Source organism: Acidovorax sp. LjRoot38 (assembly GCF_964252975.1).
GTDB classification, from domain to species: domain Bacteria; phylum Pseudomonadota; class Gammaproteobacteria; order Burkholderiales; family Burkholderiaceae_C; genus Acidovorax; species Acidovorax facilis.
This window is the reverse complement of sequence record NZ_CAXUPT020000010.1, coordinates 82003-105267: the sequence shown is the minus strand read 5'-3', so window position 1 is coordinate 105267 and position 23265 is coordinate 82003. Positions and strand designations below refer to the sequence as shown.

The window sequence follows — 23265 nt, the reverse complement described above, 5'->3', positions numbered from 1 at the left end:
TTGAAGGGGGCGCGCCCCTACCAGCGCCACCGCGGAACCGGCTTCGCCGGGCCGCTGGAGGCGTCCCCCTACGGGGGAAGACGCGAAGCGGCTCAGGGGGTCACTTCAAGTAATTCATGAAGCCTGTGATGATCACGGCGTTGAAAAAGTCGATGAAGAGCGAGCCCACGAGCGGGATCACAAAAAATGCCTTCACCGATGGGCCATTGACGGCGGTGAACGCCTGCATGTTGGCCATGGCGTTGGGCGTGGCGCCCATGCCAAAGCCGCAGTGGCCGGCGGCGATGACTGCGGCGTCATAGTCGCGCCCCATCACGCGGAAGGTGACAAAGTAGCCATACGCAAACATCAGCACGGTCTGGGCAAGCAGGATGACCAGCAGCGGCCCGGCCACCTCGGCCAGCTCCCACAGCTTCATGGACATGAGCGCCATGGCCAGGAAGAACGCCAGCGACACATTGCCCACCACCTCGAACTGACGCAGGGGCAGCGCACTGTCGCGCCAGTCGATGATGTTGCGCACCGCCGCCGCCACCAGCATCGGGCCCAGGTACGAAGGCAGCGTAATGCCCAGGCCCTTGAGCCAGTTGACCAGCAACGTGCCTGCCCCGATGGACACGGCAATCAGGATGCTGGCGTACATCACAGTGTCGCTGTTGCCCATGGGGGCCGGGGCTGCAAGGCGGGCGGTGGAGGCATTGGCGGCGTCGACGGCGCCAGCCGCCGTGGCGGTGGCACCGGCTGGCACGCCCGCAGCCAACCCCGAGGTGTGCAGGCCATTGCGCCGCATCAGCAGGGTGCCCAGCGGGCCGCCAATCACACAACCCGCCACCAGGCCATAGGTGGCCGCTGCAATGGCGGCGGGCAACGCACCTGCGGCGCCCGCCTGCTCCAGCAGCGGGCCAAACGCGGCCGAGGTGCCGTGCCCACCCGTGAGCGATATGGACCCCGCCGCCACGCCGATGAGCGGATGCACGCCCAGCGCAGCAGCCAGCCCGGCGCCCAGCAGGTTCTGCAGCACCACAAGGCCCACGGCGGCGGCCAGAAACAGCGCTACGCCGACACCGCCTTTCTTGAGCAGCTCGAAGCTGGCCGAAAAGCCGATGGTGGTGAAAAACAACAGCAGCAAAAAGGCGCGCATGTTGTCGTAGAACTGAAAGGTGAACAGGCCCGTCTGGTGGCCCACCAGCGCAATCAGCGAAAACACCAGTCCGCCGATGATGGGCCCGGGAATGAAGTAACGCGAGAGCAAGCCGACGCGGTTTTTGATGAAATCGCCCACCACCAGCAGCACGGCGGCGATGCCGATGGTCTGGGCAATGTCGAGTTCAATGGTGGTCATGGCGGTGTCTCCTTGAGGCCTGGATGAGAGGGTCAGGCAACACTTGCCCAGATGAATCAGCTATGGATTAAATAGCTGCCAGCGCAAGCTAGCGTAGCGCTGGAGGCCTATTTTACCTGTCAAGCTCCGCCTCCCCGACCAGGCCGGAGGATGAAGCGGGTGTCAGACGCCACCCTGTTCACTCAGCGCCACACTGGTTCTTTCCTCCCTCGCTGCGGCTATGCTCGGCAGCCCTGCGCCCCCCGATCCACCCTCACCTCTCCCACCGCGTCGTCGATGACAACCCGCCTGATCCGTTTCAACAAACCCTACGGCGTGCTCAGCCAGTTCACGGCCGAGGGCAAATGGCAGGGCCTGAAGGACTACATCGACCTGCCCGGCGTATACGTGGCCGGGCGACTGGATGCCGACAGCGAGGGCCTGCTGCTGCTGACCAACGACGGCAAGCAACAGGCCCGCATTGCCGACCCACGCTTCAAGATGGAGAAGACCTACTGGGTGCAGGTGGAGGGCGTCCCCGATGAGGCCGCGCTGGCCGCGCTGCGCAGCGGCGTGGTGTTGAACGACGGCCCCACCCTGCCCGCCCGCGCACGGCTGCTGGAGCCCGCGCCTGCGGTGTGGGACCGCACCCCGCCCATCCGCGAGCGCAAAGCCATCCCCACTGCCTGGATCGAGCTGATCATCCGCGAAGGCCGCAACCGCCAGGTGCGCCGCATGACGGCCGCCGTGGGCCACCCCACGCTGCGGCTCATCCGTGCGGCCATCGGGCCGTACACGCTGGACGGGCTGGCGCCGGGCACCTGGGCGGATTGAACCGCCAGGGATCCTCTGCACGAATTGAGCGGTAAGTGTGAGCTGCGGATCGGGATGGGCGGCAAGGCGCAAGGCGCAGCAATAGCCGTAGCTATTGCGAGTACTTGCAACGCGGCAGACCGCCCGAGGCCGCAGAGGCACGCGGCGCGGTGATTCGTGCAGAGGATCCCTAGCCTACGCGGCCACCGCCTGCATGCGCCGCGACAGTGCCGAGCCGCGCGCCAGCAAAAAGGCACGCAAGCCCTCGGCATAGTCCGCGCCGACGGCCCGCTGCACTGAAACGCGCGCAGCCAGCGCAGCGCGCCAGTGCAGCACACGCGGCAAACCCTGCCAGAGGCCCAGGTCATCCACACCCGGCAAGGTGTCGATGACGTCAAAGTACCGGAACACCGGGCCGAACACCGCATCCACCATGCCAAAGTCCGGCCCGGCAAAGTACGGCCCCGGCGCGCTGCGCTGGCCCAGGGCCTCTTCGATCTGCACAAAACGGCTGCGCAGGTCCTGCGCGCGGGCCTGCAGCGTGGCCTCATCCGGCGCGGCGTAGAAGCCGCCGATGGTGTTCAGCACGGCAGAGCCAAACTCCATCCATGCCCGGTGGCGTGCGCGTTGCAGCGGATCTGACGGGTGCAACACGGGCATGGCCACCTCCTCAAGGTATTCGCAGATCACGGCCGACTCGAACAGGCTTTGGCCCTGCACCTGCAAGACCGGGGTCTTGCCCAGCGGCGAGATGGCCAGAAACCAGTCGGGCTTGCGGGCCAGGTCGATGGTGCGGCGCTCAAACGCCAGCCCCTTTTCGTGCAGAACGATGGCCACGCGCTGCACGTAGGGGCACAGCGCATGCGAGACCAGGGTGAGTGCGGGTGCGGCTGTTCGCGAGCTCATGCCGTCCATCCTTGAGCGTGTGGGGCACAGAGGGTATTCAACAGGCGGGCAATGCAGGTGCAGGTGCGTTTCATGGGGCGGGCTTTCTATGGCGAGAGGGTTGGCATCGCCCGTTGGTGTATCTACCGACGTATGGCGACCAGCAGAATTTATGATTGCATTAGCGCAAACAAAATAAGCACACATGAAAACATCCATTGCATTCACGCAATACCAATTGGGCGCCGCAGAGCTGGAAGTGCTGCTGGCCATGGTGCGCACCGGCACCTTGGCAGCAGCCGGTGAACGGCTTGGCGTGGATGCGTCCACGGTGTTCCGTGCCATCCAGCGCATCGAGCGCGGGCTGGGCCAGTCGCTGTTCGAGCGCTCGCGCGCGGGCTACCGCGCCTCGGAGCTGGCCCAGGCCCTGGCCGAGCAGGCCGAGCGCGTGGAAGCTGCCCTGGAGGCCGCCCGCACGGCCACGCAGGCGCAGCCCGAGCAGGTGTCGGGCACGGTGCGCATCTCCACCACCGACACCCTCCTGCACGGCCTCATCGCCCCCGCCCTGCAGGTGCTGCAGCCCCGGCACCCGGCCTTGGTGTACGAACTGCATGCGGGCAATGAACTGGTGAGCCTGACGCGCCGAGACACCGACATCGCCGTGCGCGCCACCAAGCGTCCGCCACAACACCTGGTGGGTCGGCAACTGGGCATGATCCGATCCGCGCTGTACGCAGGCACCGCCAGCCCGCTGGTCCTGTCCGACGTGGAGGCGGGCCGCGCAGCCTGGATTGCGCCCGACGACGCGCTGCCCGACCACCCCTCGGTGCGCTGGCGCAAAAAGCAATACCCCAAGGCGCAGCCCACCTACCGCGTCAACAGCCTGCTCACCGTGATGGAGCTGGTGGCCCTGGGCATGGGCGTGGGGGTGCTGCCCCTCTTTCTGGCCCAGGGCCGCAGCGACCTGCGCCCCCTCACCGGGTCGCTGGCCGACTGTGAAACCGAGCTGTGGCTGCTGACGCACCCCGAGTCGCGGCACCTGCGGCGCATTGCCACGGTGTACGGGCATCTGGCGGAGACGGTGCAGTTGCCCTGACGCACTCGGGCCTTCCCGTCGCCCTCCCAGCTTGCTGCCAGCACGTTGTCAGCAGCCGGTCTCTACAGTGCGCCGCCATGACCCTCACACAGTTCTACGGCGCATCCAGCCTCGACGGCTTCATTGCCACGGCAGACCATGACCTTGGCTGGCTCTTGCAGTTCGGCGAGATCGAGGGCTCCAGCTACCCCGCTTTCATCCGCGACGTGGGGGCGCTGGCCATGGGGTCGCACACCTACGAATGGATGCTGAAACACGCCATCGACGCAGGCCAGCCCTGGCCCTACGTGCAGCCCACATGGGTGTTCAGCACGCGCACGCTGCGCGCCATCCCGGGCGCCGATGTGCGCTTTGTGCGTGGCGATGTGCGGCCCGTGCACCAGTCCATGGTGCAGGCCGCAGCGGGGCGCAATGTGTGGATCGTGGGCGGGGGCGAACTGGTGGGGCGGTTTTATGACGCGGGCCTGCTGGACGAGCTGATCGTGCAGATCGCCCCCGTCACGCTGGGTGCGGGCAAGCCGTTGTTGCCACGCCGGATCACACAACCGGCGCTGCGCCTGCAGTCGGCGACAACGCTGGGCGGCATCTTTGCAGAGCTGCGGTACAAGGTGCCGCCAGCCTCGCAACGCAACCCATAGCCACTCTCTTGAAGCTATTGTTTTTATAGCTATTTGCGCTTATCCATCAAGCGTCAGCGACTCTTTGGACGCAAAAATTCTTAACCCAGCGGCACCGCCTTGTTCACCGGGTGCGACAGTACCAGTGATGTGGAGACGCTGCCAAACGCGGCCAGCGCATCCACCACGCGCTCCAGGTCGGCGGGCTGGCCGAAGGCGCAGCGCACCACGAAGCAGTCTTCGCCGGTCACGCGCACCACATCCAGCACTTCGGGCAGGGACTGGAACAGCAACACATAGCGCTGGATGTGCTCATGCGTGGTGCGCACCCGCACCACCGCCTGCAGGCCCAGGCCCACGGCGGCCAGGTTGATGCGGGCCGCGTAGCCTGCAATCACGCCCGCGTCTTCGAGCTTTTTCACACGCTCGCTCATCGCAGGCTGCGACAGGCCGATCTGCTTGCCCAGCGCCGACAGGCTTTGCCGCGCGTCGTGCTGCAGGGCCATGAGGATCTGCCGGTCTTTTTTGTCCAGTTCCACGGGGTGCTTTCTTTGAACAGGCTCTTAACGATGACTTCAAGGTTTGGGCGGGCGATTTCCGATGAGCCCCCCTGGCCGGAACAGCGGCGGTTTCCTATTGTTGGCGGGCAGTGATGGATCTGCTTTGAGAACAAGGACATTGAATGACGACGCGACCTGTTTTGCTGATTCCGGGCATCTACAACTCGGGCCCCACACATTGGCAGTCATTGTGGCAAACCCGGCACGCGGGCGTGGCGCGGGTGGAGCAGGCCGACTGGGACCACCCCGATTGCGACACCTGGGTGCGCACGCTCGATGACGCCATTGCTGCATCGCCCCAGCCCCCCATCCTGGTGGCACACAGCCTGGGCTGCCTGGTCGCGGCGCACTGGGCCGCGCGCCACCACCGGCCCCTGCATGCGCTGCTGCTGGTGGCGGTGCCAGACCCCGGGGGGCCGAATTTTCCGGCCGACGCCAAAGGCTTTGCCCCACTGCCTGCCGTGCTGCCCACCCAGCCCAACCTGCCAAGAAGGGTGCTGATGATGAGCAGCACCTGCGACCCGTATTCCACCCCAGGCTTTTCGGCGCAGTGCGCCAGCGCCTGGAACGCCGAGCACGTGGTGCTGGGTGCGCGGGGCCACCTCAATGCCGACAGTGGCCTGGGTGACTGGCCGCAGGGATGGGAGCTGGTGGCGCGCTGGCGCGGAGAGTGAGAACCGCTGCGGGGATTGCCACGCCCCTCTGAGAGCGCAGGCCCAGAGCGCTCAGGCCCCAGTGCCTGGAACCTCCGCGTCAGCCACCGATGGCTTGTGCCTGGTCCATCACGAGGTAGCGCTTGACCAGATCGAAGAAGCTCTCGTAGAAAGCGTCCTTGGAAATGGTCTCGCTGCCCACCTTGACCAGCGATTCGCTGCTGGCAGAAAACGGCAGCGACACGGACCCGATGGCGCCCACGCCCACGCTGGCCGAGTTGTTGGTCTTGCGCAGGGCATAGGTGTCCTGCAGCGCCGTCACAAAGCCCAGGCTGACCTTGCCGTCATTGGCCTCGGGCACACACACCACGCGCACCACCATCTGCAGGTGCGACTCGGCTTCGGGCTGGAAGCTCTTTTTGCCCTCCACCAGCTCCGGCTGGTGGGTGGAGATGATGTAGCCCTGGCTCAGCAGCGCGCGGCGCGATGCCTCGCAGGTCTGGGCGGGCGTGGCGTCAAACAGGCGCGAGTAGGTGGCCACCGAACCAAAACTCTCCTGCACCCCAAACGTCTTGGGCGTGGTGCCCACACAGCCTGCCAGCAATGCGGCCAGAGCCAAGCTACCTGCAGCGGCGCCAGAACGAACAGTAAAGCGGGTCGGGAAAAGGCACAAACGCAAGGGCGGGCACTCCTTCGGGGTCATCAACATCATCAAGAAAGTCGTCATTGCGGGGGGCATTTCCGGTTGCCATAGCGGCGCAGAACGGCTGCCATGGCGTTCTGACAGTCTGCACCACACCCGGTTCCCGTCGATTCTAGAAAGCCCTATGCCCAGCCTGGCACAACGCCCTTGCCCGTGGAGGGGCTGAAAGCGTGGTAACCACAGCCCAAAGCCCTGCACGCACGCCCTGCGCACCATTTCGGGCATTGCACGCGTCAAGGTATCAATTTGCAGCAGCCCGTAGAGACAACACGCCAGATGCTACACTATTGATAGCTGTTAGCGCTTATCCATAAAGCGCGAAGTGGCAATTTGGCACAACATTCTGTCACCTGCCTTCTTGCTCGCCTTCCACCATTTCTCTCTCCCTCTGCTGCCGTGCCCCTTGCCTCCCTGCTCTGCCTGGTCGTCGCCATCAGCGACGGCGACACCCTGACCGTGCGCTGCGGCGCGCCCGGCGCCTACCGGCAGGTGAAGGTGCGTATCGCCGCCATCGACGCGCCCGAGTCACGCCAGGCCTTTGGCCAGAAGTCACGGCAGCATCTGGCGCAGCTGTGCTTCAGGCAACGCGCCGCGCTGCAGCCGGTGGACGAAGACAGCTACGGCCGCACGGTGGCCCATGTGCGCTGCGGCAGCGCAGACGTGGCTACGGCACAGGTGCGCGCCGGCCTGGCCTGGGTGTACACGCCCTATGCCGAATCCCGCCCGCAGCTGGTGGCGCTGCAGCGCCAGGCGCGCAGCAGCGGCACAGGGTTGTGGTCACAGAAGCGGCCGCTGGCGCCGTGGACCTACCGGCACCGGCACAGCCAGCGCTGACCCTCTTGTCACACTGCCTCAGGTGCGCAGCAAAGCCAGCACGCCCTGGGGCATCTGGTTGGCCTGCACCACCATGGCATTGCCCGCCTGCTGCAGGATCTGCTGGCGCGCCAGGGTGGCGGTCTCCACCGCAAAGTCGGTGTCGGTGATGCGCGCCCGGCTGGCCGAGAGGTTCTCGCTGCCGATCTGCAGGTTGGTGATGGCCGACTCCAGCCGCGACGACTGCGCGCCGATGACGGCGCGCTGGCTGTTCACGTAGTCGAGCGCGCGGTCTACCGACACGATGGCCTGTGCGGCCGAGGTGGTCACATCCAGCGTGTTGCGCAGGCCCATGGCCCCCAGGCCAATCGCGCCCACTCGGGTTTCCAGCGTCTGGTTGGCATTGGCGCCCACCTGGAACACCTTGGTGCTGATGGCGCCGCTGGTCGAGGCGATGTTTTCGTAGGTCTCGGTGAAGCCCTGCAGCGCGTCCTTGCCCGAGCGGCTGCCCTGGTTGGGCAGCGCCGCCTTGGCGTCGCGCACCATGCCGCCGTCCACGTCGGCGCCGCCAATGGCGCCGGTGTCGGCATTGTTCAGGTCAAAGCTGCCGATGAAGGCCGCACCGTTGAGCCCGTACTGCGTGAGCACATCCCCCGCGTTGGTGAAGGCCCCGGCCGAGGCTGCGCCAATGGCCGCGTCCAGCGTGGAGCCGGGGTTGTTGCTCATGTAGGTGAGCACATCCTTGATGCCGGTGCCGCCCGCCGTCTTGATGCGCTCGTGCATGTAGCGCACGGCCGAGTAGCTGGACGAGTAGAACTCGCTGGTGTTGCTGGGCCCGCCAATGGCCGCCACCACGGCCGCCACGCCCAGGTTGGCCACGTCGGCGCGAACCCGTTCTTCGGCGCCGTGGATGAATTCGGCCGCGCCTTCGGCAAACCACAAGTGGCTGCCGGTGATGTTCTGCCAGTTGGTGGAGCGGGCCATCACCGCGTGCACCATTTCGTGGGCAATCACACGGTCGTTGTAGAACGGTGCGGAGCCCCCATTGGGCGGGTTGGGCGGCACGAAGTCGGCCATGTCCACCTGCAGCACCAGGTTGTTGCCCCGCCCCTGCCCGTCAAACCCGGTGACCTGCACATAGGCGGCCACACCGCCCGCGTTGTCGGTAAAGCCGGTGTAGCGGATGTCGATGGCCGCCCCATCGCCCTGCAGACCAAAGTAGTTGCGGATGAGGTTTTCGCTGCTCTCCAGCCAGCTGCCCGCGCTGGTCAGGCCGTCAAACACGGACAGCAGGTTCTCGTCGCCCACCACGCTGGCGTCGGAGCGATCGAACACGTCCATGCCATTGAACTGCGTGGTGCGCCCGGTGCGGTCGATCTCCTGCGCCAGCCGCGTCACCTCGGCCTGGATGGCCTGGCGGTCAGACGCGCTGTTGGTGTCGTTGGCGGCCTGCACAGCCAGCTCGCGGATGCGCTGCAGGCTGGCCGTGACGCTCTGCAGCGCGCCCTCGGCCGTCTGCATGAGCGAAACGCCGTCGTTGGCATTACGCACCGCCTGGTTGAGCCCCCGGATCTGCGAAGTGAACCGCTCGGAGATCGCCAGGCCCGCCGCGTCGTCCTTGGCACTGTTGATGCGCAGGCCCGAGGACAGGCGCTGCACGGTCGTGGCCATATCACTCTGTGCACCGCCAAGCCGGCGCTGCGCATTCAGCGACATCATGTTGGTGTTGATCGTCAACGCCATGGCACGCCCCGGGGACTCCTGGTCAAAGCAGATGAATAGACAAACGGTACAAACCGGTCGAAGCGGCACGCCCAGCCCCACGCAGTAGCAGCGCCGAGGCCGCAAACCCGCTTCTTCCTATCTGGCTTATCGGCGGGCCAGGGCAAAACCTGAAGACCCATTTCTGCGGGTCTTCCCCCAAGCCCCCAGCGTGCAGGCTGCACAGCCGCTAGCATCCTCGGGTCTTTCCCATCTGGCCCCCAGCGTGCGCTGCCCCGGCCGCCCCCGCTCCGTTTTCATGACAGTCCCCCATTCCCCCCCTGCAGCACCCGATGCGGAGACCTCCAGCGTCTACGGCCACTCCGGCTTCATTTCCTTTCTGATCGCCCGCGTGGTGGCCGTGGTCGCCACCCAGGTGCAGGCCGTGGTGGTGGCCTGGCAGGTGTATGACCTCACCCGCGAGCCGCTGGCACTGGCCTATGTGGGTCTGGCGCAGTTTCTGCCCATGCTGGCCCTGCTGCTGCCAGCAGGCGATTTGATCGACCGCTTTGACCGCAAGCGCATCCTGGCGCTGGCCTGGTCGGTGGGCGGCGTGTGCAGTGCCCTGCTGTGGTGGCTGGCGGGCCATGGGGCCAGCGGCGTGGCGGGCATTTATGCGGTCCTGGTTTTGTATGGCTGCGCACGCGCTTTTTCGGGGCCAGCCATGCAAAGCCTGCTGCCGCAGATCGTGCCGCGCGGGCAGCTCGCGCAGGCTATTGCCGCCAACAGCATGCTGATGCGCGTGGCCAGCATCGGAGGGCCACTGCTGGGCGGGCTGCTGTATGCGCTGGGCGGTGGCGAGCTGACCTATGCCGTTTGCTGCGCGTGTTTTGTGCTGGGCGTGGCGCTCCTGCTGCGTGTGGTGGTGGCCCATGCCACTGCGCCCGGCCCCGCGCAGGGAACGATGTTCGAGCGCTTTGGCGCAGGCATCACCTTCATCCGCACCCGGCCCATCATCCTGGGCACCATTTCGCTGGACCTGTTCGCCGTGCTGCTGGGGGGCGTGGTGGCCCTGCTGCCCATCTACGCGCAAGAGGTGCTGCATGTGGGCCCGGCGGGCCTGGGCGCGCTGCGCAGCGCCATGGCCGTGGGCGAGGTGGGTGCGGGGTTGTACCTGAGCATGCGGCCCTTCGACCGCCATGTGGGCCGCACCATGTTCATTGCGGTAGCGGTGTTTGGCGTGGCCAACCTGGTGTTTGCGCTCTCACACTGGTTCTGGCTGTCGTTTGTGGCGCTGATGGTGGCGGGCGCGGCCGACATGGTGAGCGTGTACATCCGCGGCGCGCTGGTGCAGTTCTCCACGCCCGACACCATGCGCGGGCGGGTGAACGCGGTGAACATGCTGTTCATCGGCTCGTCCAACGAGCTGGGCGAGTTCCGCGCGGGCACCAGCGCCGCCTGGCTGGGCGTGGTGCCCGCCGCCGTGGTGGGCGGGCTGTGCACGCTGGGCGTGGTGGGTGGCTGGATGCTGGCGTTCAAGACCCTGCGCACGGTGGACCGTTTCGAGGAAGCTGCGCAGGCCAGCAGCTGAGCAGGTGAGCGGTTCAGCGACGGAGCGACAGGCCTTGTAAACAAGCTCCGGGGCGTTTGTGTCGCGCAGGTAAAACCCGCGCGGCAGGCTTGCACGGCGCGTTGGGGCGGAGCACCATGCGCTCCACTGCCTGCCCCCTGTGCGCCCCATGAACGCTCCTTCCGCCCCGCTCCCCGGCCCTCTTCCCCGCCGCACCGTGCTCGCTGGCCTGCTGGGCATGGCTGCCACCGCCCCGCTGGGCCTGGCCCGCGCCGCCACCCCGGCGGGCGCCGCTGCCTGGAACACCGCCGACGAGCCCACCCTGGCCCGCCTGCTGGACCGCGTAACCTGGGGCAACACCGCCCAGGGCCCACAGGCGCTGCCACCGCAAGGGGTTGCCGCCTACCTGGCCGCGCAGCTGCGCCCCGCGCCCGCCACGCTGCCGCGCGCGGCCCAGGCGCAGATCGACGCCATGGCCATCACCCGCACGCCCCTGCCCGAGCTGGCCGCGCGCATGGAGGCCCAGCACCAGGCCGCCAAGGCCCAGCCCACCGAGGATGGCCGCAAGGCCGCGCTCAAGGCCTGGCAGCAGGACATGCGCGCGCTACAGCAGGAGGCGGCCGAGCGTTTTGTGCTGCGCGCGCTGTATTCGCCCACCCAGCTGCGCGAGAAGATGACCTGGTTCTGGATGAACCACTTCAGCGTGTTTGCGGGCAAAGGCAACCTGCGTGTGCTGGTGGGCGACTATGAGGAACGCGCCATCCGCCCCCATGCCCTGGGCCGCTTTCGCGACCTGCTGGGTGCCACGGTGCGCCACCCGGCCATGCTGCACTACCTGGACAACGCCCGCAACGCAGCGGGCCGCATCAACGAAAACTACGCGCGCGAGCTGATGGAGCTGCACACGCTGGGCGTGGACGGCGGCTACAGCCAGCAGGACGTGCAGGAGCTGGCACGCGTGCTGACCGGTGTGGGCATTGCGCGCCAGCCAGACAGCGACGAGCCCCCGCGCATGAAGCCCGCGCTGCGCCGCCACTACGTGCGCGACGGCCTGTTCGAGTTCAACCCCCAGCGGCATGACTGGGAGCCCAAGACCCTGCTGGGCCAGCCCCTGCGCGCCGAAGGCCTGGGCGAGGTGGACGAAGCGCTGGACCGTCTGGCCCGCGCACCGGCCACGGCGCGTTTCATCACCCGCAAGATCGCGCTCTTCCTGGTGGGCGACAAGCCACCGCCCGCACTGCTGCAGACGCTGGCCCGCACGTTCGAGCGCACCGATGGCGATATCGCCGCCGTGCTGGAGGCACTGTTCAGCGCGCCGGAATTTCGGGCATCGCTGGGCCAGCGCTTTCGCGACCCGGTGCACTATGTGCTGGCCAGCCTGCGCATAGCCCATGGCGACGCCGTGCTGCCCGGCGCCGAGCCCGCACTGGGCTGGCTGCAGCGCCTGGCCGAGCCCCTGTATGGCCGCGCCACGCCCGACGGCTACCCGCTGGACGCGGCGGCATGGGCAGGCTCAGGGCAGATGTCCACGCGCTTCGAGATCGCCCGCGCCATCGGGGCCGGTGTGGCCACCGCCCCCATGCCCACCCCGCGCGAGAAGGAGATGAGGATGGCCGAGCAGTCGGCATCGCAGCGCACGCCCCCACCGCTGGCGCAGAGTGCCTACGTGCGCGCCCTGCAGCCCGCCTGGTCGGCCGCCACGCGCAATGCGCTGGCGCAGGCAACATCACCGCGTGAGTGGAACCTGTTGTTCCTTGCATCACCGGAATTCATGCACGGCTGAGGAAATCACCATGCGACGCAGACACCTTCTTCAAGCCCTGGGCGCCAGCGCCCTCGGCGTGCACAGCGCCAGCACCATTGCAGCCCCCGGCGCGCAGGACGTGCGTTTTCTGCTTGTGTTCTTGCGCGGTGGTTATGACTGCGCCAGCCTGCTGGTGCCCACGGCCAGCAGCTACTACTACGAGACACGGCCCAACATCGCCATTGCCCGACCCGGGCAGGACGGCGGCGCGCTGCCGCTCACGCCCGACTGGGGCCTGCACCCCGCTCTGGCCGAATCGATGCTGCCGCTGTACCAGCAGCGCCAGCTGGCCTTTGTGCCCTTTGCGGGCACCGACGACCTCTCGCGCAGCCACTTCGACACGCAAGACAGCATGGAGCTGGGCCAGCCCGTGGGCGGGCGGCGCGACTACCGATCGGGTTTTCTGAACCGGCTGGTGGCCGAGCTCAACCCGCGCACCGGCAACACCCCAGCCACGGCCGCGCTGCAGCCCATGGCTTTCACCAGCACCCTGCCCCTGGTGCTGCGCGGCGCAGTGGATGTGCCCAACACGCTGCTGAGCGCGGCGGCGGGCCGCAGCGGCGTGGATGCGCGGCAGGCGCAGCTCATCGAATCCATGTACCGGGGCACGCCACTGGCCGCACCCGTGGCCGAAGGTTTTGCCACGCGCGAAGAAGTGGCGCGCACCATGCAGGGCGAGATGGAAGCCGCCAGCCGCAATGCGCTGAGCACCAAGGGTTTTGAAGGCACGGCGCGGCGCATGGCAAAGCTGATGCAGACGCGCTACCAACTGGGCTTTGTGGACGTAGGCGGCTGGGACACCCATGTGGCACAGGGTGCGGCCACGGGCGCGCTGGCCAACCGGTTTGAAGAGCTGGGCCGGGGCCTGGCTGGCTTTGCCGACGAGATGGGCCCGGCGTGGAAATCCACCGTGGTCGTGGTGGTCAGCGAGTTTGGCCGCACCTTCCGCGAGAACGGCAACCGGGGCACCGACCACGGCCACGGCACCGTGTTCTGGGTGCTTGGCGGCGGTGTGGGCGGCGGGCGCATTGTGGGAGAGCAGCAGGCGCTGACGGCCACCACCTTGTTCCAGAACCGCGACTACCCCGTGCTCAACGACTACCGCGCCGTGCTGGGCGGGTTGTTCGCCCGGTTGTACGGGTTGAACGCGGCCGCCGTGGCGCGGGTGTTTCCAGGGACCAAGGGGGCGGACTTGCGGCTGGTGTAGCTTACGTCGATTGCTATATATTTAATAGCTATCAGCGCTTATCCATCGAGCGCAAAGGCCGATTTTTATTCAGAACCGGCCCCTGCTTCAGGCATGGAAGGTGCCAGAGAGCAGCTCGGGCAGGCGCTCCACCTTCATCTTGAAACCACAGGCCTGGGCATGCCCGCCGCCGCCCATGCTTTCGGCCAGCGCGATGCAGTCAAAGTTGCGCTGCGCACGCAGCCCCACCTTCACGCCTTTTTCGCCCGCGCTCCACATCAGCGCAAAGGTGCCGGTCTTGGCCGAGAGCATGTCGCCCACCAGGCTGTGGAACATGCCGGGCGCATTCACCATCAGGCCCGCAATGCCGTTGAACACCAGGGGCTGGGCGCCCTCGGCGATGTCGGCGCAGAGCTTTTTGTACTTCTCGTCCATGGCCGCGCCGCGCACCATGAACTGCGCGAGCTGCTCGGGGCTGAAGCTGGCAATCTCGCTCCAGCGCGCAAAGTCCTGCGTCTCCATGTCGAGCGCCGACAGAAAGCGTGCGCTCTCTTCAAACTCCCACTTCCAGATATCGCGGTCTTCCACATACTGCAGCAGCGCGGGGATGGGCGTGTGCGGGTGGAAGAACTCCCAGGCCAGGCGCGCGCCCGACTTGCTCATGTCGAAGTGCACCACCCCGCAGCGGCAGGCAAAACCGGTGAGCTTTTCTGCTGCGCTCTTGTGGTGGTCCAGCATCACCAGCTTGGCGGCGCGCTCGTCAATGGCCTGCAGGATCTCGGCCGAGAACGAGAAGTCGAGTATGTAGACGGTGCGGCCCGCCACGGGCGGCAGGTCGTCCACCGAGAGCACATCGCCATGGTCCAGCCCCCGGTACTCGGCGCTGTCGCCGTAATACAGCCAGGCAGCCAGCGCGGCGCCAAAGCCGTCGGGGCAGTTGCGCCCGTGGTACAGGATCAGCGGCGCGGGGTCGTTCTTGTCGGGGGCAACCAGCAGTTGCAGGGGGAGTATGGTTTTCTTCGTCATGACCCCCAATTGTCACCGGGGCAGTAGTCAGCCGCGAGCGCAAAGTGCGCAACCGCCTGCGAGCACGGCGGGAACCAACCGGCGCGGCCACACCTCCACCCCCTTGCGCCACACAGCGAAAGCCCTCCCCAAAGGCCCCCGATGTTCCAAACCCTCAAAGACCTGTTCGACAGCTTCACGCAGCCCACGCCGTCACAGTCACCCGCCGAGCGTGCTCACACCGTGCAGCTGGCGGCCGCCGTGCTGCTGGTGGAGGTGGTGCGATTTGATGCCGCCATGGACGACGCCGAGCGCACCACCGTGGTGACCGCCCTGCGCAGCAAGTTTGCGCTGAGCGACGACGAACTGGCCCGCCTGCTGGAGCTGGCCGTGACCACATCCCAGACGGCCTACGACTACCAGCGCTTTACCAGCAGCCTGAACACACACTTCACGCAGGACCAGAAGATCCAGCTGGTCGAAGCCATGTGGCAGGTGGCCTATGCCGATGCGCGCCTGGACGAGAACGAGATGCACACCATCAGCAAGGTGGCAGGGCTGCTGCATGTGACGCATGGGGAGTACATAGCTGCCAAGATGCGGGCGAAGGAAGCCGCGCTGCTGTGACCCTGTGCGGCGAGCCGCCAGACATCTCGCCTTGACACCCCGAGTCGGCGGTCGGTATCTTCCCCCGCATGACAACAAGGAAAACGATGCAGGTGCAAGTCAGCGGTGCGTTGCTGGCTGCGGAGCAGGAGGCTCACCCCTGTGCTGCGGGTGTACCGGTCCTTTTCCTGCACGCCAACGTCGCAGACCGACGCATGTGGCGGGCCTCCAGCAGCTGGCTGGCCACATTCCGCCCTGCCATCAGCTACGACCGCCGAGGGTTTGGCGAATCGCGAACCCTGGCACCCACGCCGCATTCCCACGTGGCCGACCTGTGGTCGGTAATGGATGCCCTTGGATATGAGCAGGCGGTGCTGGTCGGCTGCTCCATGGGTGGTCGTATTGCCATCGATGCAGCCATTGCGCAGCCCGCGCGCGTGGGTGGCCTGGTGCTGGTGTCGCCCGGTGTCGGCGGCGCGCCGGTGCCAGAGCCCGTCGCCACGGTGAAAGAGCTCATGGACACCATCCATGCAACCGCATCGCGTGGCGACCTGGATGCCAAAAACGAACTGCAGGCCCAGCTGTGGTTGGACGGCCCCCTGAGCCCGCCGGGCCGGGTGGGAGGCGAGGCACGCTCCCTTTTTCTGTCGATGAACGGGACCGCACTGCGAGCACCTCACCCGGGCGTGGCCGTCGAAGAGCCGTCGGCATGGAGGCGGCTGGAGTCCATCCAAACCCCCACAGCCGTGCTGTGGGGAGATCTCGATCTGCCGCATTTGCAAGACCGATGTAGGCTGCTCGCGCAGCGCATCCCTGCCGCGCAAGGCACCGTGCTACCGGGCGTGGCGCATTTGCCTTCACTTGAAGCCCCGCAGCAGTTCAATGCGGCCCTCGCGCGCTGCCTGGCCGGCCTCTGAGAATCTGTGGGCAACAGGGTGATCCATCACCCCGCCACATCGCCTACACCGGCAACCAGCGCCACCAGAACGGCTTGCGCTCTTCCTTGGCGCCCTGTGCCTGCAGCAACGTGATGAACTCGGTGCGCCGATAGCGGCGCGCGGCCTCCAGTGGGGTCATGTCGTCAAAGTCTGACCGCAGCCCGGGGGCGGCGCCGTGGGCCAGCAGGTAGTGCGCGATCTCGCTGTGCCCGTGGATCAGGCTGGCCACCAGGGGCGTGCATAGAATCTCGGGGTGCTGGTAGTTGGGGTTGACGCCCGCGCTGATGTGGTGGCGCACCAGTGCCAGGTCGCCCGCCACTGCGGCGGCGTACATGTCTTTCCAGTCTCCAGCGGACATGGGGTCTCCTTGTATTGTTTTTCGGTTTTGCGAGGAGCGCAGCGCGGGCCGATGCCCATGCCTCCAGACCAGGGGCTCCATGGCAAACCGTCAGCATTCTGGCACGCCCTGGCGCGTGGCTGGTAGCGCAAAGAACTACGGCACCCGGCCCAGCTGCTACACCGCTGCCACGGCCTTTTCGCGTTCGGCGGTGGACAGCACACGCACCGCCACCACAGGCGCGCCAGTGGCCGTGAAGAATGGTGTGCGGCGGTAGCTACCGGTGAATCGCGCCGCCGCAATGCGGGGCATGAAGCCCAGCAGCGCCTTCAGTTGGCTCCAGCGCATGCGGGGCGGCGTGCCCTTGGCGCTGGAGGTTTCCAGGTGCATCTGCACCGGCCCAAACGCGGGCGCAAGCGGCTCGCCGCCCGCGCGCAGGCACAGGTGGACCAGCCCCACATAGGGCATGCGCCAGTCGCGCCCCGTATTGGCCAAGGGGGTATTGCAGCAGCGCGCATACCAGCGCAGCAATCCCGCCTCGGACAGCGACAGGCAGGCCAGCTGGGCGGTGCCACTGGTGAAAGACACGTTGCGGGCATGCGTGCCCACCACCTCGGTGCCGGCCAGAGGGTTCAGCACCGCGTCGGGCTGCCCCAGATGGTGGGCATAGGCCTGGCAGTCCCGGCAATAACAGATGGCGTGGATGGCGGAGCACGTGTCGGCCACTTCGCCGACGACCTTGGCACACTGGCATTGAAAGCGATGGATCATGAAGCCCCCTCTGATGGACCGGGAGCTTATCGCCCCTGCTGCCAGAATTTGTCAGCAGTGTGCAGGCTAGGCCATGCGGGCGCCCTGCCCTCCGCCGTGTAGTAAAAACGATGCCCCCCGATAAGCCCCAGCCCCCAGCATCGGCCATACCGTCGTGCGGTTGGGCCTCCGTCCGTAATTTCTCGCGTCATTTTTTCTCTCTTCTTCCATGCCCCCTCTGCACATCCTCTGGCGCGACGAGCACCTGGTGGCCGTCTACAAGCCTGCGGGCTGGCTGGTGCACCGCACGGGGCTGGACGCGGGCGAGACGCGGTTTGTGATGCAGACCCTGCGCGACCAGCTGGGCCAGCATGTGTTCCCCGTTCACCGGCTCGACAAGGGCACCTGCGGCGTGCTGGTGATGGCGCTGCACAGCGATGCGGCGCGGGCACTGTCACAGGCCTTCGAGCACGGCGCCACGCACAAGCGCTACCTGGCCATGGTGCGCGGCTGGGCGCCCGAGGACATCGAGGTGGACCACGCCTTGAAGCCCGACGATGCCCCGGCCGATGCGGCCGTACAGGACGCCCACACCCGCTTTCGGCGCGTGGCGCAGCTCACGCTGCCCGAGGCCAGTGATGCGCGTTTTGCCACCACCCGCGCCTCGCTGGTCGAGGCCATCCCCACCACCGGGCGGCGCCACCAGATACGCCGCCACCTCAAGCACCTGGCGCACCCCATCCTTGGCGACGCTACACACGGCAAAGGCCCCCTCAACCGCTGGTGGGCCGAGCGGCTGGGGCAGCAAAGGCTGTGGCTGCATGCGTGGCAGCTGACGGTGCCACACCCCGTGTCGGGCGCTGTGATGACGTTTGACAGCGGGCTGCCATGGCCGGGGCCTGCGGGCTGGGGCCCCGGGCACGACACGGCAGAGATTGCCAACGCCAGCCCCATCTCCGATTGGCAGCGGCTGTTTGCACGCTTGCCGTGGGAAGAGACGCAAGGCACGCCCACTGCACCGTAACCCGGGCGACACGACGACAGCGCACCCGTCGAAATAATGGGCACTCCAAAAATCAGGAGACTCCGCCCATGACCGCACCCGCCACCAACCGCGTCCTCGCCCACACGGGCGCGCGCTACCCCATCATCCAGGCGCCAATGGGCTGGATCGCGCGCACGCAGCTGGCATCGGCCGTGTCCCGCGCGGGCGGGCTGGGCATCATCGAGACATCGTCGGGCGAGACCGCCAACTGCCAGGCCGAGATCACCAAGATGAGCGCACTGGGCCTGCCGTTTGGCGTGAATCTGCCCATCCGCTTTTTGAAGGACGACGCCATGCTGCGCTTTGTGTGCGCGTCGGGTGTGAAGTTTGTGACCACCTCGGCGGGCAGCCCGGCCAAGTTCATTGCGCCGCTCAAGGATGCGGGTATCACCGTGTACCACGCCGTGCCCACGGTGGACGCGGCGCTCAAGTGCGTGGACGCAGGCGTCGACGGTCTGGTGGTCGAGGGCAGCGAAGGCGGCGGGTTCAAGAACCCCGAAGAGGTCTCCACCCTGGTGCTGCTGCAAGCCATTCGTGCGCGGGTGGATGTGCCGCTGGTGGCCGCCGGGGGCATCTGCGACGGGCGCGGCATGGCGGCGGCTTTTGCGCTGGGGGCTGAGGCGGTACAGATGGGCACACGGTTTGTGAGCTGCGCCGAAAGCCCCGTGCACGCCAACTACAAGAACGCCATCGTCGATGCGGGCGTGACCGGCACCTGGATGCTCAACACCAAGGCCAGCCCCTGCATCCGCGCGCTCAAGTCGCAGCGCACCCAGGCCATCCATGAGGCAGGCCTCATGCCCGCCGACAGCTTTGCGGGCATCCAGCGCGTGTACTTTGACGGTGACATGGAGGCGGCGCCTGCGCTGGCGGGGCAGACCGCGGGATTGATTGACTCTGTCAAGACCGCGCAGCAGATCATTGATGACACCGTGGCAGAGTTTTTTGCGATCAGCCAACGCATGGGCGCCTTGGCTGCAGCGCGGTCATTTGGCTGATCGCCATCGCAGCGCAGGGCTAGGGCCAGGGCTCTACGCCGCCTTCGCGCCCAGCGCACGCATGCGCGCCTTCCACTTGGCAATCCCATCGTCGCCCAGTTGCTCCACGCTGCCCACCAGCGTCTCATGCACCGGCGCAATGCCCACAAAGCCCAGGATATTGCGCTCCAGCGACTTCACGCTGTGCGCGCGGAAGTACCAGCGGTAGACCAGCGCAGGCATGCCCATGGTGACTACCACCCGCGCACTGCGCCCTGTGAGCCCCTTGCGGCCAAAGGGGTTGCTGCCTTCGGTATTGAAGGCAAACCCGGGTCGCGCCACCTGCTCCAGAAAACCCTTGAGCAGGGCTGGCATGTCGCCCAGCCACAGCGGAAAGAACAGCACGATGTGCTGCGCCCAGCCGATGTCCGCCTGGGCAGGCTTGAGCGATGCGGGCAGCAGGCCCAGCTCCCACTCGTGCTGGCTGCGCAGCAGCGCAAAGTCGATGGCAGCCACCTCGATCTCGCGCACCTCGTGGCCCGCCGCGATGGCCCCTTGCGCATAGGCCTGCGCCAGCGCGTGGCACAGGTGGGGCGCACTCGCGTCCGGGTGGCCCTGTATCAGAAGAATGCGTTGGGGCGTCATGGCAAAAACTCCTCGCGGCGCCAGGCCCGCCGGTGATGGCGGCCGCTGCAGGCACCAAGGCAAATCGTGACACGCGCAACCCCGGGGTGCAAGCGCCGAGCAGGTGGCGCCACCCGCAGGGACGGGTTGGGAAGGCACGGGAGGAACGTGGCCATGGGCGGCAACCGCCAGACGCTTCACTTTTGATAGCTACCAGCGCTTTACCATCAAGCGCCAGGTGCCAATTTCTATCAAAACCTGGCGCCCACACCCCGCCAAGCGGTCGTTGGCGTGCGTCGGCAGTGTCCTACCCCCGCGCTCGCCCGCCACCGGTAGACGCTGCCGCGCAGGAGCAGCACAGTCGCAGGGCAGCACTGTTGCTGCGACCCCTCCTCCGCTGGACTCCCCGCCATGCCACCACACGCGTACCGCTCTCTGAGCACACCGCCCTCCCTCGCCACAACGCCGGTCACCGGGTGCAAGGACCATGGCCATGGCTGACCTCTGGCAGGAGATCGCCAGCACGGTGGCCTCGGAATTCTCGGACGTGCCCGATGCGGCACAGGCCACGCGCATCGTGGTGCGCCTGGCCATGGCAGCGCTGCTGGGCGGGCTGCTGGGTTGGGAACGCGAACACGCGGGCAAGGCCGCCGGCGTGCGCACGCACATGCTGGTGGCCATGGGCGCGGCCCTGTTCGTGCTGGTGGCGCAGCAGGCTGGCATTGAAGCGGCAGACAACAGCCGCGTGCTGCAGGGCATCATCGCGGGCGTGGGGTTTCTGGGCGCGGGCACTATCCTCAAGGGCGATGCCGAAAGCCAGGTCAAGGGCCTGACCACAGCCGCTGGCATCTGGCTCACGGCCGCCATCGGCGTGGCCGCCGGGCTGGGCCGCGAAGCCACGGCGGTGCTGAGCACGGTGCTGGCGCTGGTGGTGCTGTGGGCCATTCCGATGCTGCACGACAAGGTGAGCCGCAACGCAGCCAACCACAAGTCGGACTGAGCCGAGCCGAGGCAGCCCGCTGGCGCGGGCTGCGCTACACTTTTTGGCCCACCGACCCCCTGGCTGCGGCGCAGGCCCACGCGCCGCAGGCAGCCACATCTCGTTACCCCATGCACAGTCTTCCAGCGCAGCACCGCTGCCTTGGCGGCACAGCTCCTGCGCCGTTTGCCACCCTGCCACCCGCCACAGCCTGCAGCCTTCCTGTGGCGGTACAACCATGACGCGGACGAGCGACACCGAGGCTCAGCCTGCGGCATCTGCAGCCGCGACCACAACTGCGACTGCGACGGCCACCACAGCGCAGGCGGCAGCCTCGGGCAACCTGCGCGGCATCGTCGCCATGGTCGCGGCGGTGGGGTGTTTTTCGCTGATGGACGCCCTGCTCAAGACCCTGTCGGCCAGCTACCCCGCCATGCAGGTGGCGGCGCTGCGCGGCTGGGCTGCGTTGCCGCTGGTGGCGCTGTATGTGCTGTGGCGCGGCGAGGTGCGGGGCTTGCTCAAGGTGCGCTGGCCGCTGCACCTGCTGCGTGGCGTGCTCAACGTGACCATGCTGGGCCTGTTCACCTACGCACTCAAGGAGCTGGGCCTGGCCGAGGCCTACACGCTGTTTTTCATCGCCCCGTTGCTGATCACGGCGCTGTCCACCGTGGTGCTGGGCGAGAAGGTGCGCGCCGCCCACTGGGTGGCGATCGTGCTGGGCATGGTGGGCGTGGTGGTGGCCCTGCGGCCCAGCCAGGACGCATTTTTCACGCTGGGCGCGCTGGCGGTGCTGGGCGCAGCGTGTGGATACGCCGTGTCGGCCATCACGGGGCGCGTGCTCAGCCGCACAGACTCCAGCGCCAGCCTGGTCTTCTGGACCACCGCCTTGCTGGCGCTGGGCGCGGGCACGCTGGCCTGGCCGGGCTGGGTGGGCGTGGACGCTGCGCACTGGCCGCTGGTGGCAGGCCTGGCGGTCACGGGGTTTCTGGGGCAGCTGGCGATCACCGAGGCGTTCCGGCACGGGCAGGCGTCGGTGGTGGCGCCGTTTGAATACACGGCCCTGGCCTGGGGCATGGGGCTCGACTGGGTGCTGTGGCAGGCCGTGCCGGGGGTTTCCACATTGCTGGGCGGCGCGATCATCATCGGCAGCGGGTTGTATCTGGTGCGGCAGGAGCGGACGCAGGCGGTGGTGCCTCCATGAGCAGGAGTCCCCCCTGAGTCGCTGCGCGCCTTCCCCCAGGGGGACGACGCCCTCGCTGCGGGGCGGCCCTTGCTTGGCGTCCCTCGCCTGGGCCGCGCCAGTTTCAAGGGCTACGGGTGGCGGCCACGGCCCGCGCGGTGGCACGGCATGGTCTTACACCCCGGTACGCGTGCGCGCAGTGGAATAGGAGGTCCATCACATCGGCACCACCAAAAAGGAATTCACCATGACCCAGCACGCCACCATTGCAGGCCACGTTACCTACACCCCGGGTGACGGAGCGCCGTTGACCATTCCGAAAGGCCCCGTAGAGCTGGAGCCTTCCAAAGACAGCACCACCTTGAGCTGGACCGCAGACAACGACGCCGTGGGCTCCGCCGCGATCCCGAAGGACCAGTTCAACCAGTATGTGCGCGAGGGAAAAATCCGCCTCCAGAACTGAGCGGCCAGCATCGATACTATGAAATTGATAGCACCCAGCACTTTATGATCAAGCGCCAGAGCCTTATTTCATGCGATATTCACGATGCAAGCCGAAGACATCCTTCATTTCTGGTTCGAAGAACTCACCCCCGCCCAGCACTTTGCACAAGAGGACGCCATCGACGCGATGATCCGTGTCCGCTTCGGTGCCACCTGGCAGGCAGCGCGGCAGTGCGAGTTGTGGAACTGGCGCGGCACGCCCCAAGGCCGCCTGGCAGAGATCCTGGTGCTGGACCAGTTCTCGCGCAACATCCACCGGGGCTCGCCGCTTGCGTTTGCGCAAGACGCCCAGGCGCTGGCCCTGGCGCAGGAGCTGGTGGCCGGGCAGCACGACAAGGCACTGGCCCCCACCGAACGCGCCTTTGCCTACATGCCCTACATGCACAGCGAATCCGCCGCCATCCACGCCCAGGCGATGGTGCTGTTTGACCAGCCGGGGCTGGAAAACAACCTGAAGTTCGAGGTGGCGCACCGCGACATCATTGCGCGCTTCGGGCGCTATCCGCACCGCAACGCCGTGCTGGGGCGCACGTCTACGGCGCAGGAGCTGGCCTTCCTCGCGCAGCCCGGCTCGTCCTTCTGAGCCTGCCGGTCCTTG

At 67.1% G+C, this 23265-nt stretch carries 25 protein-coding genes; 16 read left to right on the top strand and 9 right to left on the bottom strand.

The window, feature by feature from the left end:
- Positions 1-100: 100 nt before the first annotated feature.
- Positions 101-1342, bottom strand: a complete 1242-nt coding sequence (gene gltS / locus ACSQ22_RS18225; protein WP_436131136.1) for a sodium/glutamate symporter — start codon at positions 1340-1342, stop codon at positions 101-103.
- A 276-nt stretch (positions 1343-1618) separates the two neighbouring features.
- Here gltS and ACSQ22_RS18220 point away from each other — a divergent pair, with 276 nt between their 5' ends.
- Entirely contained in the window at positions 1619-2155 is a 537-nt protein-coding gene (locus ACSQ22_RS18220) for a pseudouridine synthase (protein ID WP_436131135.1), read from the top strand.
- Between the two features lie 174 nt (positions 2156-2329).
- Here ACSQ22_RS18220 and ACSQ22_RS18215 read toward each other — a convergent pair whose 3' ends face one another.
- The gene (locus ACSQ22_RS18215) at positions 2330-3040 is read right to left on the bottom strand and encodes a glutathione S-transferase family protein (RefSeq protein WP_436131134.1); all 711 of its coding nucleotides are present in this window, start codon (positions 3038-3040) and stop codon (positions 2330-2332) included.
- Positions 3041-3224: 184 nt separating this feature from the next.
- Here ACSQ22_RS18215 and ACSQ22_RS18210 point away from each other — a divergent pair, with 184 nt between their 5' ends.
- Positions 3225-4115, top strand: coding sequence for a LysR family transcriptional regulator (locus ACSQ22_RS18210; RefSeq protein WP_436131133.1), 891 nt, complete (start codon positions 3225-3227; stop codon positions 4113-4115).
- Positions 4116-4192: 77 nt separating this feature from the next.
- Positions 4193-4753, top strand: a complete 561-nt coding sequence (locus tag ACSQ22_RS18205) for a dihydrofolate reductase family protein (RefSeq protein WP_436131132.1) — start codon at positions 4193-4195, stop codon at positions 4751-4753.
- Between the two features lie 80 nt (positions 4754-4833).
- On the opposite strand, the gene ACSQ22_RS18200 is transcribed toward ACSQ22_RS18205, so the two are convergent.
- Positions 4834-5271 carry an Lrp/AsnC family transcriptional regulator gene (locus ACSQ22_RS18200; RefSeq protein WP_306553184.1) on the bottom strand — a complete coding sequence of 146 codons (438 nt, stop codon included), beginning with the start codon at positions 5269-5271 and terminating at the stop codon, positions 4834-4836.
- 143 nt (positions 5272-5414) lie between these two features.
- On the opposite strand from ACSQ22_RS18200, the gene ACSQ22_RS18195 reads away from it, so the two are divergent.
- Positions 5415-5966, top strand: a complete 552-nt coding sequence (locus ACSQ22_RS18195; protein ID WP_436131131.1) for an RBBP9/YdeN family alpha/beta hydrolase — start codon at positions 5415-5417, stop codon at positions 5964-5966.
- Positions 5967-6045: 79 nt separating this feature from the next.
- Here ACSQ22_RS18195 and ACSQ22_RS18190 read toward each other — a convergent pair whose 3' ends face one another.
- Complete coding sequence (locus ACSQ22_RS18190) at positions 6046-6672, bottom strand: DUF2242 domain-containing protein (RefSeq protein ID WP_228894371.1); 627 nt, start codon at positions 6670-6672, stop codon at positions 6046-6048.
- A gap of 372 nt (positions 6673-7044) precedes the next feature.
- Here ACSQ22_RS18190 and ACSQ22_RS18185 point away from each other — a divergent pair, with 372 nt between their 5' ends.
- Positions 7045-7482, top strand: coding sequence for a thermonuclease family protein (locus tag ACSQ22_RS18185; protein WP_436131130.1), 438 nt, complete (start codon positions 7045-7047; stop codon positions 7480-7482).
- A gap of 18 nt (positions 7483-7500) precedes the next feature.
- Here ACSQ22_RS18185 and ACSQ22_RS18180 read toward each other — a convergent pair whose 3' ends face one another.
- Complete coding sequence (locus ACSQ22_RS18180) at positions 7501-9204, bottom strand: flagellinolysin (RefSeq protein WP_436131129.1); 1704 nt, start codon at positions 9202-9204, stop codon at positions 7501-7503.
- 277 nt (positions 9205-9481) lie between these two features.
- Here ACSQ22_RS18180 and ACSQ22_RS18175 point away from each other — a divergent pair, with 277 nt between their 5' ends.
- From ACSQ22_RS18175 to ACSQ22_RS18165, 3 genes are all read left to right on the top strand, one after another.
- A complete protein-coding gene (locus ACSQ22_RS18175; protein ID WP_436131128.1) occupies positions 9482-10753 on the top strand; it encodes an MFS transporter in 1272 nt (423 codons plus the stop codon).
- Between the two features lie 148 nt (positions 10754-10901).
- Entirely contained in the window at positions 10902-12515 is a 1614-nt protein-coding gene (locus tag ACSQ22_RS18170; protein WP_436131127.1) for a DUF1800 domain-containing protein, read from the top strand.
- A gap of 10 nt (positions 12516-12525) precedes the next feature.
- Positions 12526-13743 (top strand): DUF1501 domain-containing protein, encoded by a 1218-nt coding sequence (locus tag ACSQ22_RS18165; RefSeq protein WP_436131126.1) that lies wholly within the window; start codon positions 12526-12528, stop codon positions 13741-13743.
- 87 nt (positions 13744-13830) lie between these two features.
- Here ACSQ22_RS18165 and ACSQ22_RS18160 read toward each other — a convergent pair whose 3' ends face one another.
- Positions 13831-14748 carry a DHH family phosphoesterase gene (locus ACSQ22_RS18160; protein ID WP_436131125.1) on the bottom strand — a complete coding sequence of 306 codons (918 nt, stop codon included), beginning with the start codon at positions 14746-14748 and terminating at the stop codon, positions 13831-13833.
- Positions 14749-14889: 141 nt separating this feature from the next.
- On the opposite strand from ACSQ22_RS18160, the gene ACSQ22_RS18155 reads away from it, so the two are divergent.
- On the top strand, positions 14890-15354 hold the full coding sequence (locus ACSQ22_RS18155) for a TerB family tellurite resistance protein (RefSeq protein ID WP_436131124.1): 465 nt from the start codon (positions 14890-14892) through the stop codon (positions 15352-15354).
- 86 nt (positions 15355-15440) lie between these two features.
- On the top strand, positions 15441-16250 hold the full coding sequence (locus ACSQ22_RS18150) for an alpha/beta fold hydrolase (protein WP_436131123.1): 810 nt from the start codon (positions 15441-15443) through the stop codon (positions 16248-16250).
- Between the two features lie 43 nt (positions 16251-16293).
- Here the strand turns inward: ACSQ22_RS18150 and ACSQ22_RS18145 are convergent, their stop codons facing one another.
- Together ACSQ22_RS18145 and ACSQ22_RS18140 are read right to left on the bottom strand one after the other, a co-directional pair.
- Entirely contained in the window at positions 16294-16629 is a 336-nt protein-coding gene (locus ACSQ22_RS18145) for an ankyrin repeat domain-containing protein (RefSeq protein WP_436131122.1), read from the bottom strand.
- Between the two features lie 156 nt (positions 16630-16785).
- A complete protein-coding gene (locus tag ACSQ22_RS18140) occupies positions 16786-17379 on the bottom strand; it encodes a DUF6151 family protein (RefSeq protein ID WP_436131121.1) in 594 nt (197 codons plus the stop codon).
- A 208-nt stretch (positions 17380-17587) separates the two neighbouring features.
- Between ACSQ22_RS18140 and ACSQ22_RS18135 the strand changes: the two genes are divergently transcribed.
- Positions 17588-18382 carry a pseudouridine synthase gene (locus tag ACSQ22_RS18135; RefSeq protein ID WP_436131120.1) on the top strand — a complete coding sequence of 265 codons (795 nt, stop codon included), beginning with the start codon at positions 17588-17590 and terminating at the stop codon, positions 18380-18382.
- A 68-nt stretch (positions 18383-18450) separates the two neighbouring features.
- Positions 18451-19401 carry an NAD(P)H-dependent flavin oxidoreductase gene (locus ACSQ22_RS18130; RefSeq protein ID WP_436131119.1) on the top strand — a complete coding sequence of 317 codons (951 nt, stop codon included), beginning with the start codon at positions 18451-18453 and terminating at the stop codon, positions 19399-19401.
- 33 nt (positions 19402-19434) lie between these two features.
- On the opposite strand, the gene ACSQ22_RS18125 is transcribed toward ACSQ22_RS18130, so the two are convergent.
- A complete protein-coding gene (locus ACSQ22_RS18125; RefSeq protein ID WP_121419494.1) occupies positions 19435-20025 on the bottom strand; it encodes an NAD(P)H-dependent oxidoreductase in 591 nt (196 codons plus the stop codon).
- A 472-nt stretch (positions 20026-20497) separates the two neighbouring features.
- On the opposite strand from ACSQ22_RS18125, the gene ACSQ22_RS18120 reads away from it, so the two are divergent.
- From ACSQ22_RS18120 to ACSQ22_RS18105, 4 genes are all read left to right on the top strand, one after another.
- Positions 20498-21004, top strand: a complete 507-nt coding sequence (locus ACSQ22_RS18120; RefSeq protein ID WP_436131118.1) for an MgtC/SapB family protein — start codon at positions 20498-20500, stop codon at positions 21002-21004.
- A 217-nt stretch (positions 21005-21221) separates the two neighbouring features.
- Positions 21222-22184: a DMT family transporter gene (locus tag ACSQ22_RS18115; RefSeq protein WP_436131117.1), complete on the top strand. Its 963-nt coding sequence runs from the start codon at positions 21222-21224 to the stop codon at positions 22182-22184.
- A gap of 226 nt (positions 22185-22410) precedes the next feature.
- On the top strand, positions 22411-22626 hold the full coding sequence (locus ACSQ22_RS18110) for a hypothetical protein (protein WP_218299250.1): 216 nt from the start codon (positions 22411-22413) through the stop codon (positions 22624-22626).
- A gap of 84 nt (positions 22627-22710) precedes the next feature.
- Positions 22711-23250 (top strand): DUF924 family protein, encoded by a 540-nt coding sequence (locus tag ACSQ22_RS18105; RefSeq protein ID WP_121507042.1) that lies wholly within the window; start codon positions 22711-22713, stop codon positions 23248-23250.
- The last annotated feature ends 15 nt before the right edge of the window (positions 23251-23265 follow it).

What these genes read in the sequence shown, in the direction of transcription:
- ACSQ22_RS18150 (WP_436131123.1), top strand. Translation starts at nt 15,441, where the DNA reads ATGCAGGTGCAAGTCAGCGGTGCGTTGCTGGCTGCGGAGCAGGAGGCT.
- ACSQ22_RS18125 (WP_121419494.1), bottom strand. Translation starts at nt 20,025, where the DNA reads ATGACGCCCCAACGCATTCTTCTGATACAGGGCCACCCGGACGCGAGT.
- ACSQ22_RS18215 (WP_436131134.1), bottom strand. Translation starts at nt 3,040, where the DNA reads ATGAGCTCGCGAACAGCCGCACCCGCACTCACCCTGGTCTCGCATGCG.
- gltS (WP_436131136.1), bottom strand. Translation starts at nt 1,342, where the DNA reads ATGACCACCATTGAACTCGACATTGCCCAGACCATCGGCATCGCCGCC.
- ACSQ22_RS18195 (WP_436131131.1), top strand. Translation starts at nt 5,415, where the DNA reads ATGACGACGCGACCTGTTTTGCTGATTCCGGGCATCTACAACTCGGGC.
- ACSQ22_RS18205 (WP_436131132.1), top strand. Translation starts at nt 4,193, where the DNA reads ATGACCCTCACACAGTTCTACGGCGCATCCAGCCTCGACGGCTTCATT.
- ACSQ22_RS18115 (WP_436131117.1), top strand. Translation starts at nt 21,222, where the DNA reads ATGACGCGGACGAGCGACACCGAGGCTCAGCCTGCGGCATCTGCAGCC.
- ACSQ22_RS18105 (WP_121507042.1), top strand. Translation starts at nt 22,711, where the DNA reads ATGCAAGCCGAAGACATCCTTCATTTCTGGTTCGAAGAACTCACCCCC.
- ACSQ22_RS18145 (WP_436131122.1), bottom strand. Translation starts at nt 16,629, where the DNA reads ATGTCCGCTGGAGACTGGAAAGACATGTACGCCGCCGCAGTGGCGGGC.
- ACSQ22_RS18110 (WP_218299250.1), top strand. Translation starts at nt 22,411, where the DNA reads ATGACCCAGCACGCCACCATTGCAGGCCACGTTACCTACACCCCGGGT.
- ACSQ22_RS18130 (WP_436131119.1), top strand. Translation starts at nt 18,451, where the DNA reads ATGACCGCACCCGCCACCAACCGCGTCCTCGCCCACACGGGCGCGCGC.
- ACSQ22_RS18160 (WP_436131125.1), bottom strand. Translation starts at nt 14,748, where the DNA reads ATGACGAAGAAAACCATACTCCCCCTGCAACTGCTGGTTGCCCCCGAC.
- ACSQ22_RS18165 (WP_436131126.1), top strand. Translation starts at nt 12,526, where the DNA reads ATGCGACGCAGACACCTTCTTCAAGCCCTGGGCGCCAGCGCCCTCGGC.
- ACSQ22_RS18135 (WP_436131120.1), top strand. Translation starts at nt 17,588, where the DNA reads ATGCCCCCTCTGCACATCCTCTGGCGCGACGAGCACCTGGTGGCCGTC.
- ACSQ22_RS18170 (WP_436131127.1), top strand. Translation starts at nt 10,902, where the DNA reads ATGAACGCTCCTTCCGCCCCGCTCCCCGGCCCTCTTCCCCGCCGCACC.
- ACSQ22_RS18180 (WP_436131129.1), bottom strand. Translation starts at nt 9,204, where the DNA reads ATGGCGTTGACGATCAACACCAACATGATGTCGCTGAATGCGCAGCGC.
- ACSQ22_RS18140 (WP_436131121.1), bottom strand. Translation starts at nt 17,379, where the DNA reads ATGATCCATCGCTTTCAATGCCAGTGTGCCAAGGTCGTCGGCGAAGTG.
- ACSQ22_RS18175 (WP_436131128.1), top strand. Translation starts at nt 9,482, where the DNA reads ATGACAGTCCCCCATTCCCCCCCTGCAGCACCCGATGCGGAGACCTCC.
- ACSQ22_RS18220 (WP_436131135.1), top strand. Translation starts at nt 1,619, where the DNA reads ATGACAACCCGCCTGATCCGTTTCAACAAACCCTACGGCGTGCTCAGC.
- ACSQ22_RS18210 (WP_436131133.1), top strand. Translation starts at nt 3,225, where the DNA reads ATGAAAACATCCATTGCATTCACGCAATACCAATTGGGCGCCGCAGAG.
- ACSQ22_RS18190 (WP_228894371.1), bottom strand. Translation starts at nt 6,672, where the DNA reads ATGACGACTTTCTTGATGATGTTGATGACCCCGAAGGAGTGCCCGCCC.
- ACSQ22_RS18155 (WP_436131124.1), top strand. Translation starts at nt 14,890, where the DNA reads ATGTTCCAAACCCTCAAAGACCTGTTCGACAGCTTCACGCAGCCCACG.
- ACSQ22_RS18120 (WP_436131118.1), top strand. Translation starts at nt 20,498, where the DNA reads ATGGCTGACCTCTGGCAGGAGATCGCCAGCACGGTGGCCTCGGAATTC.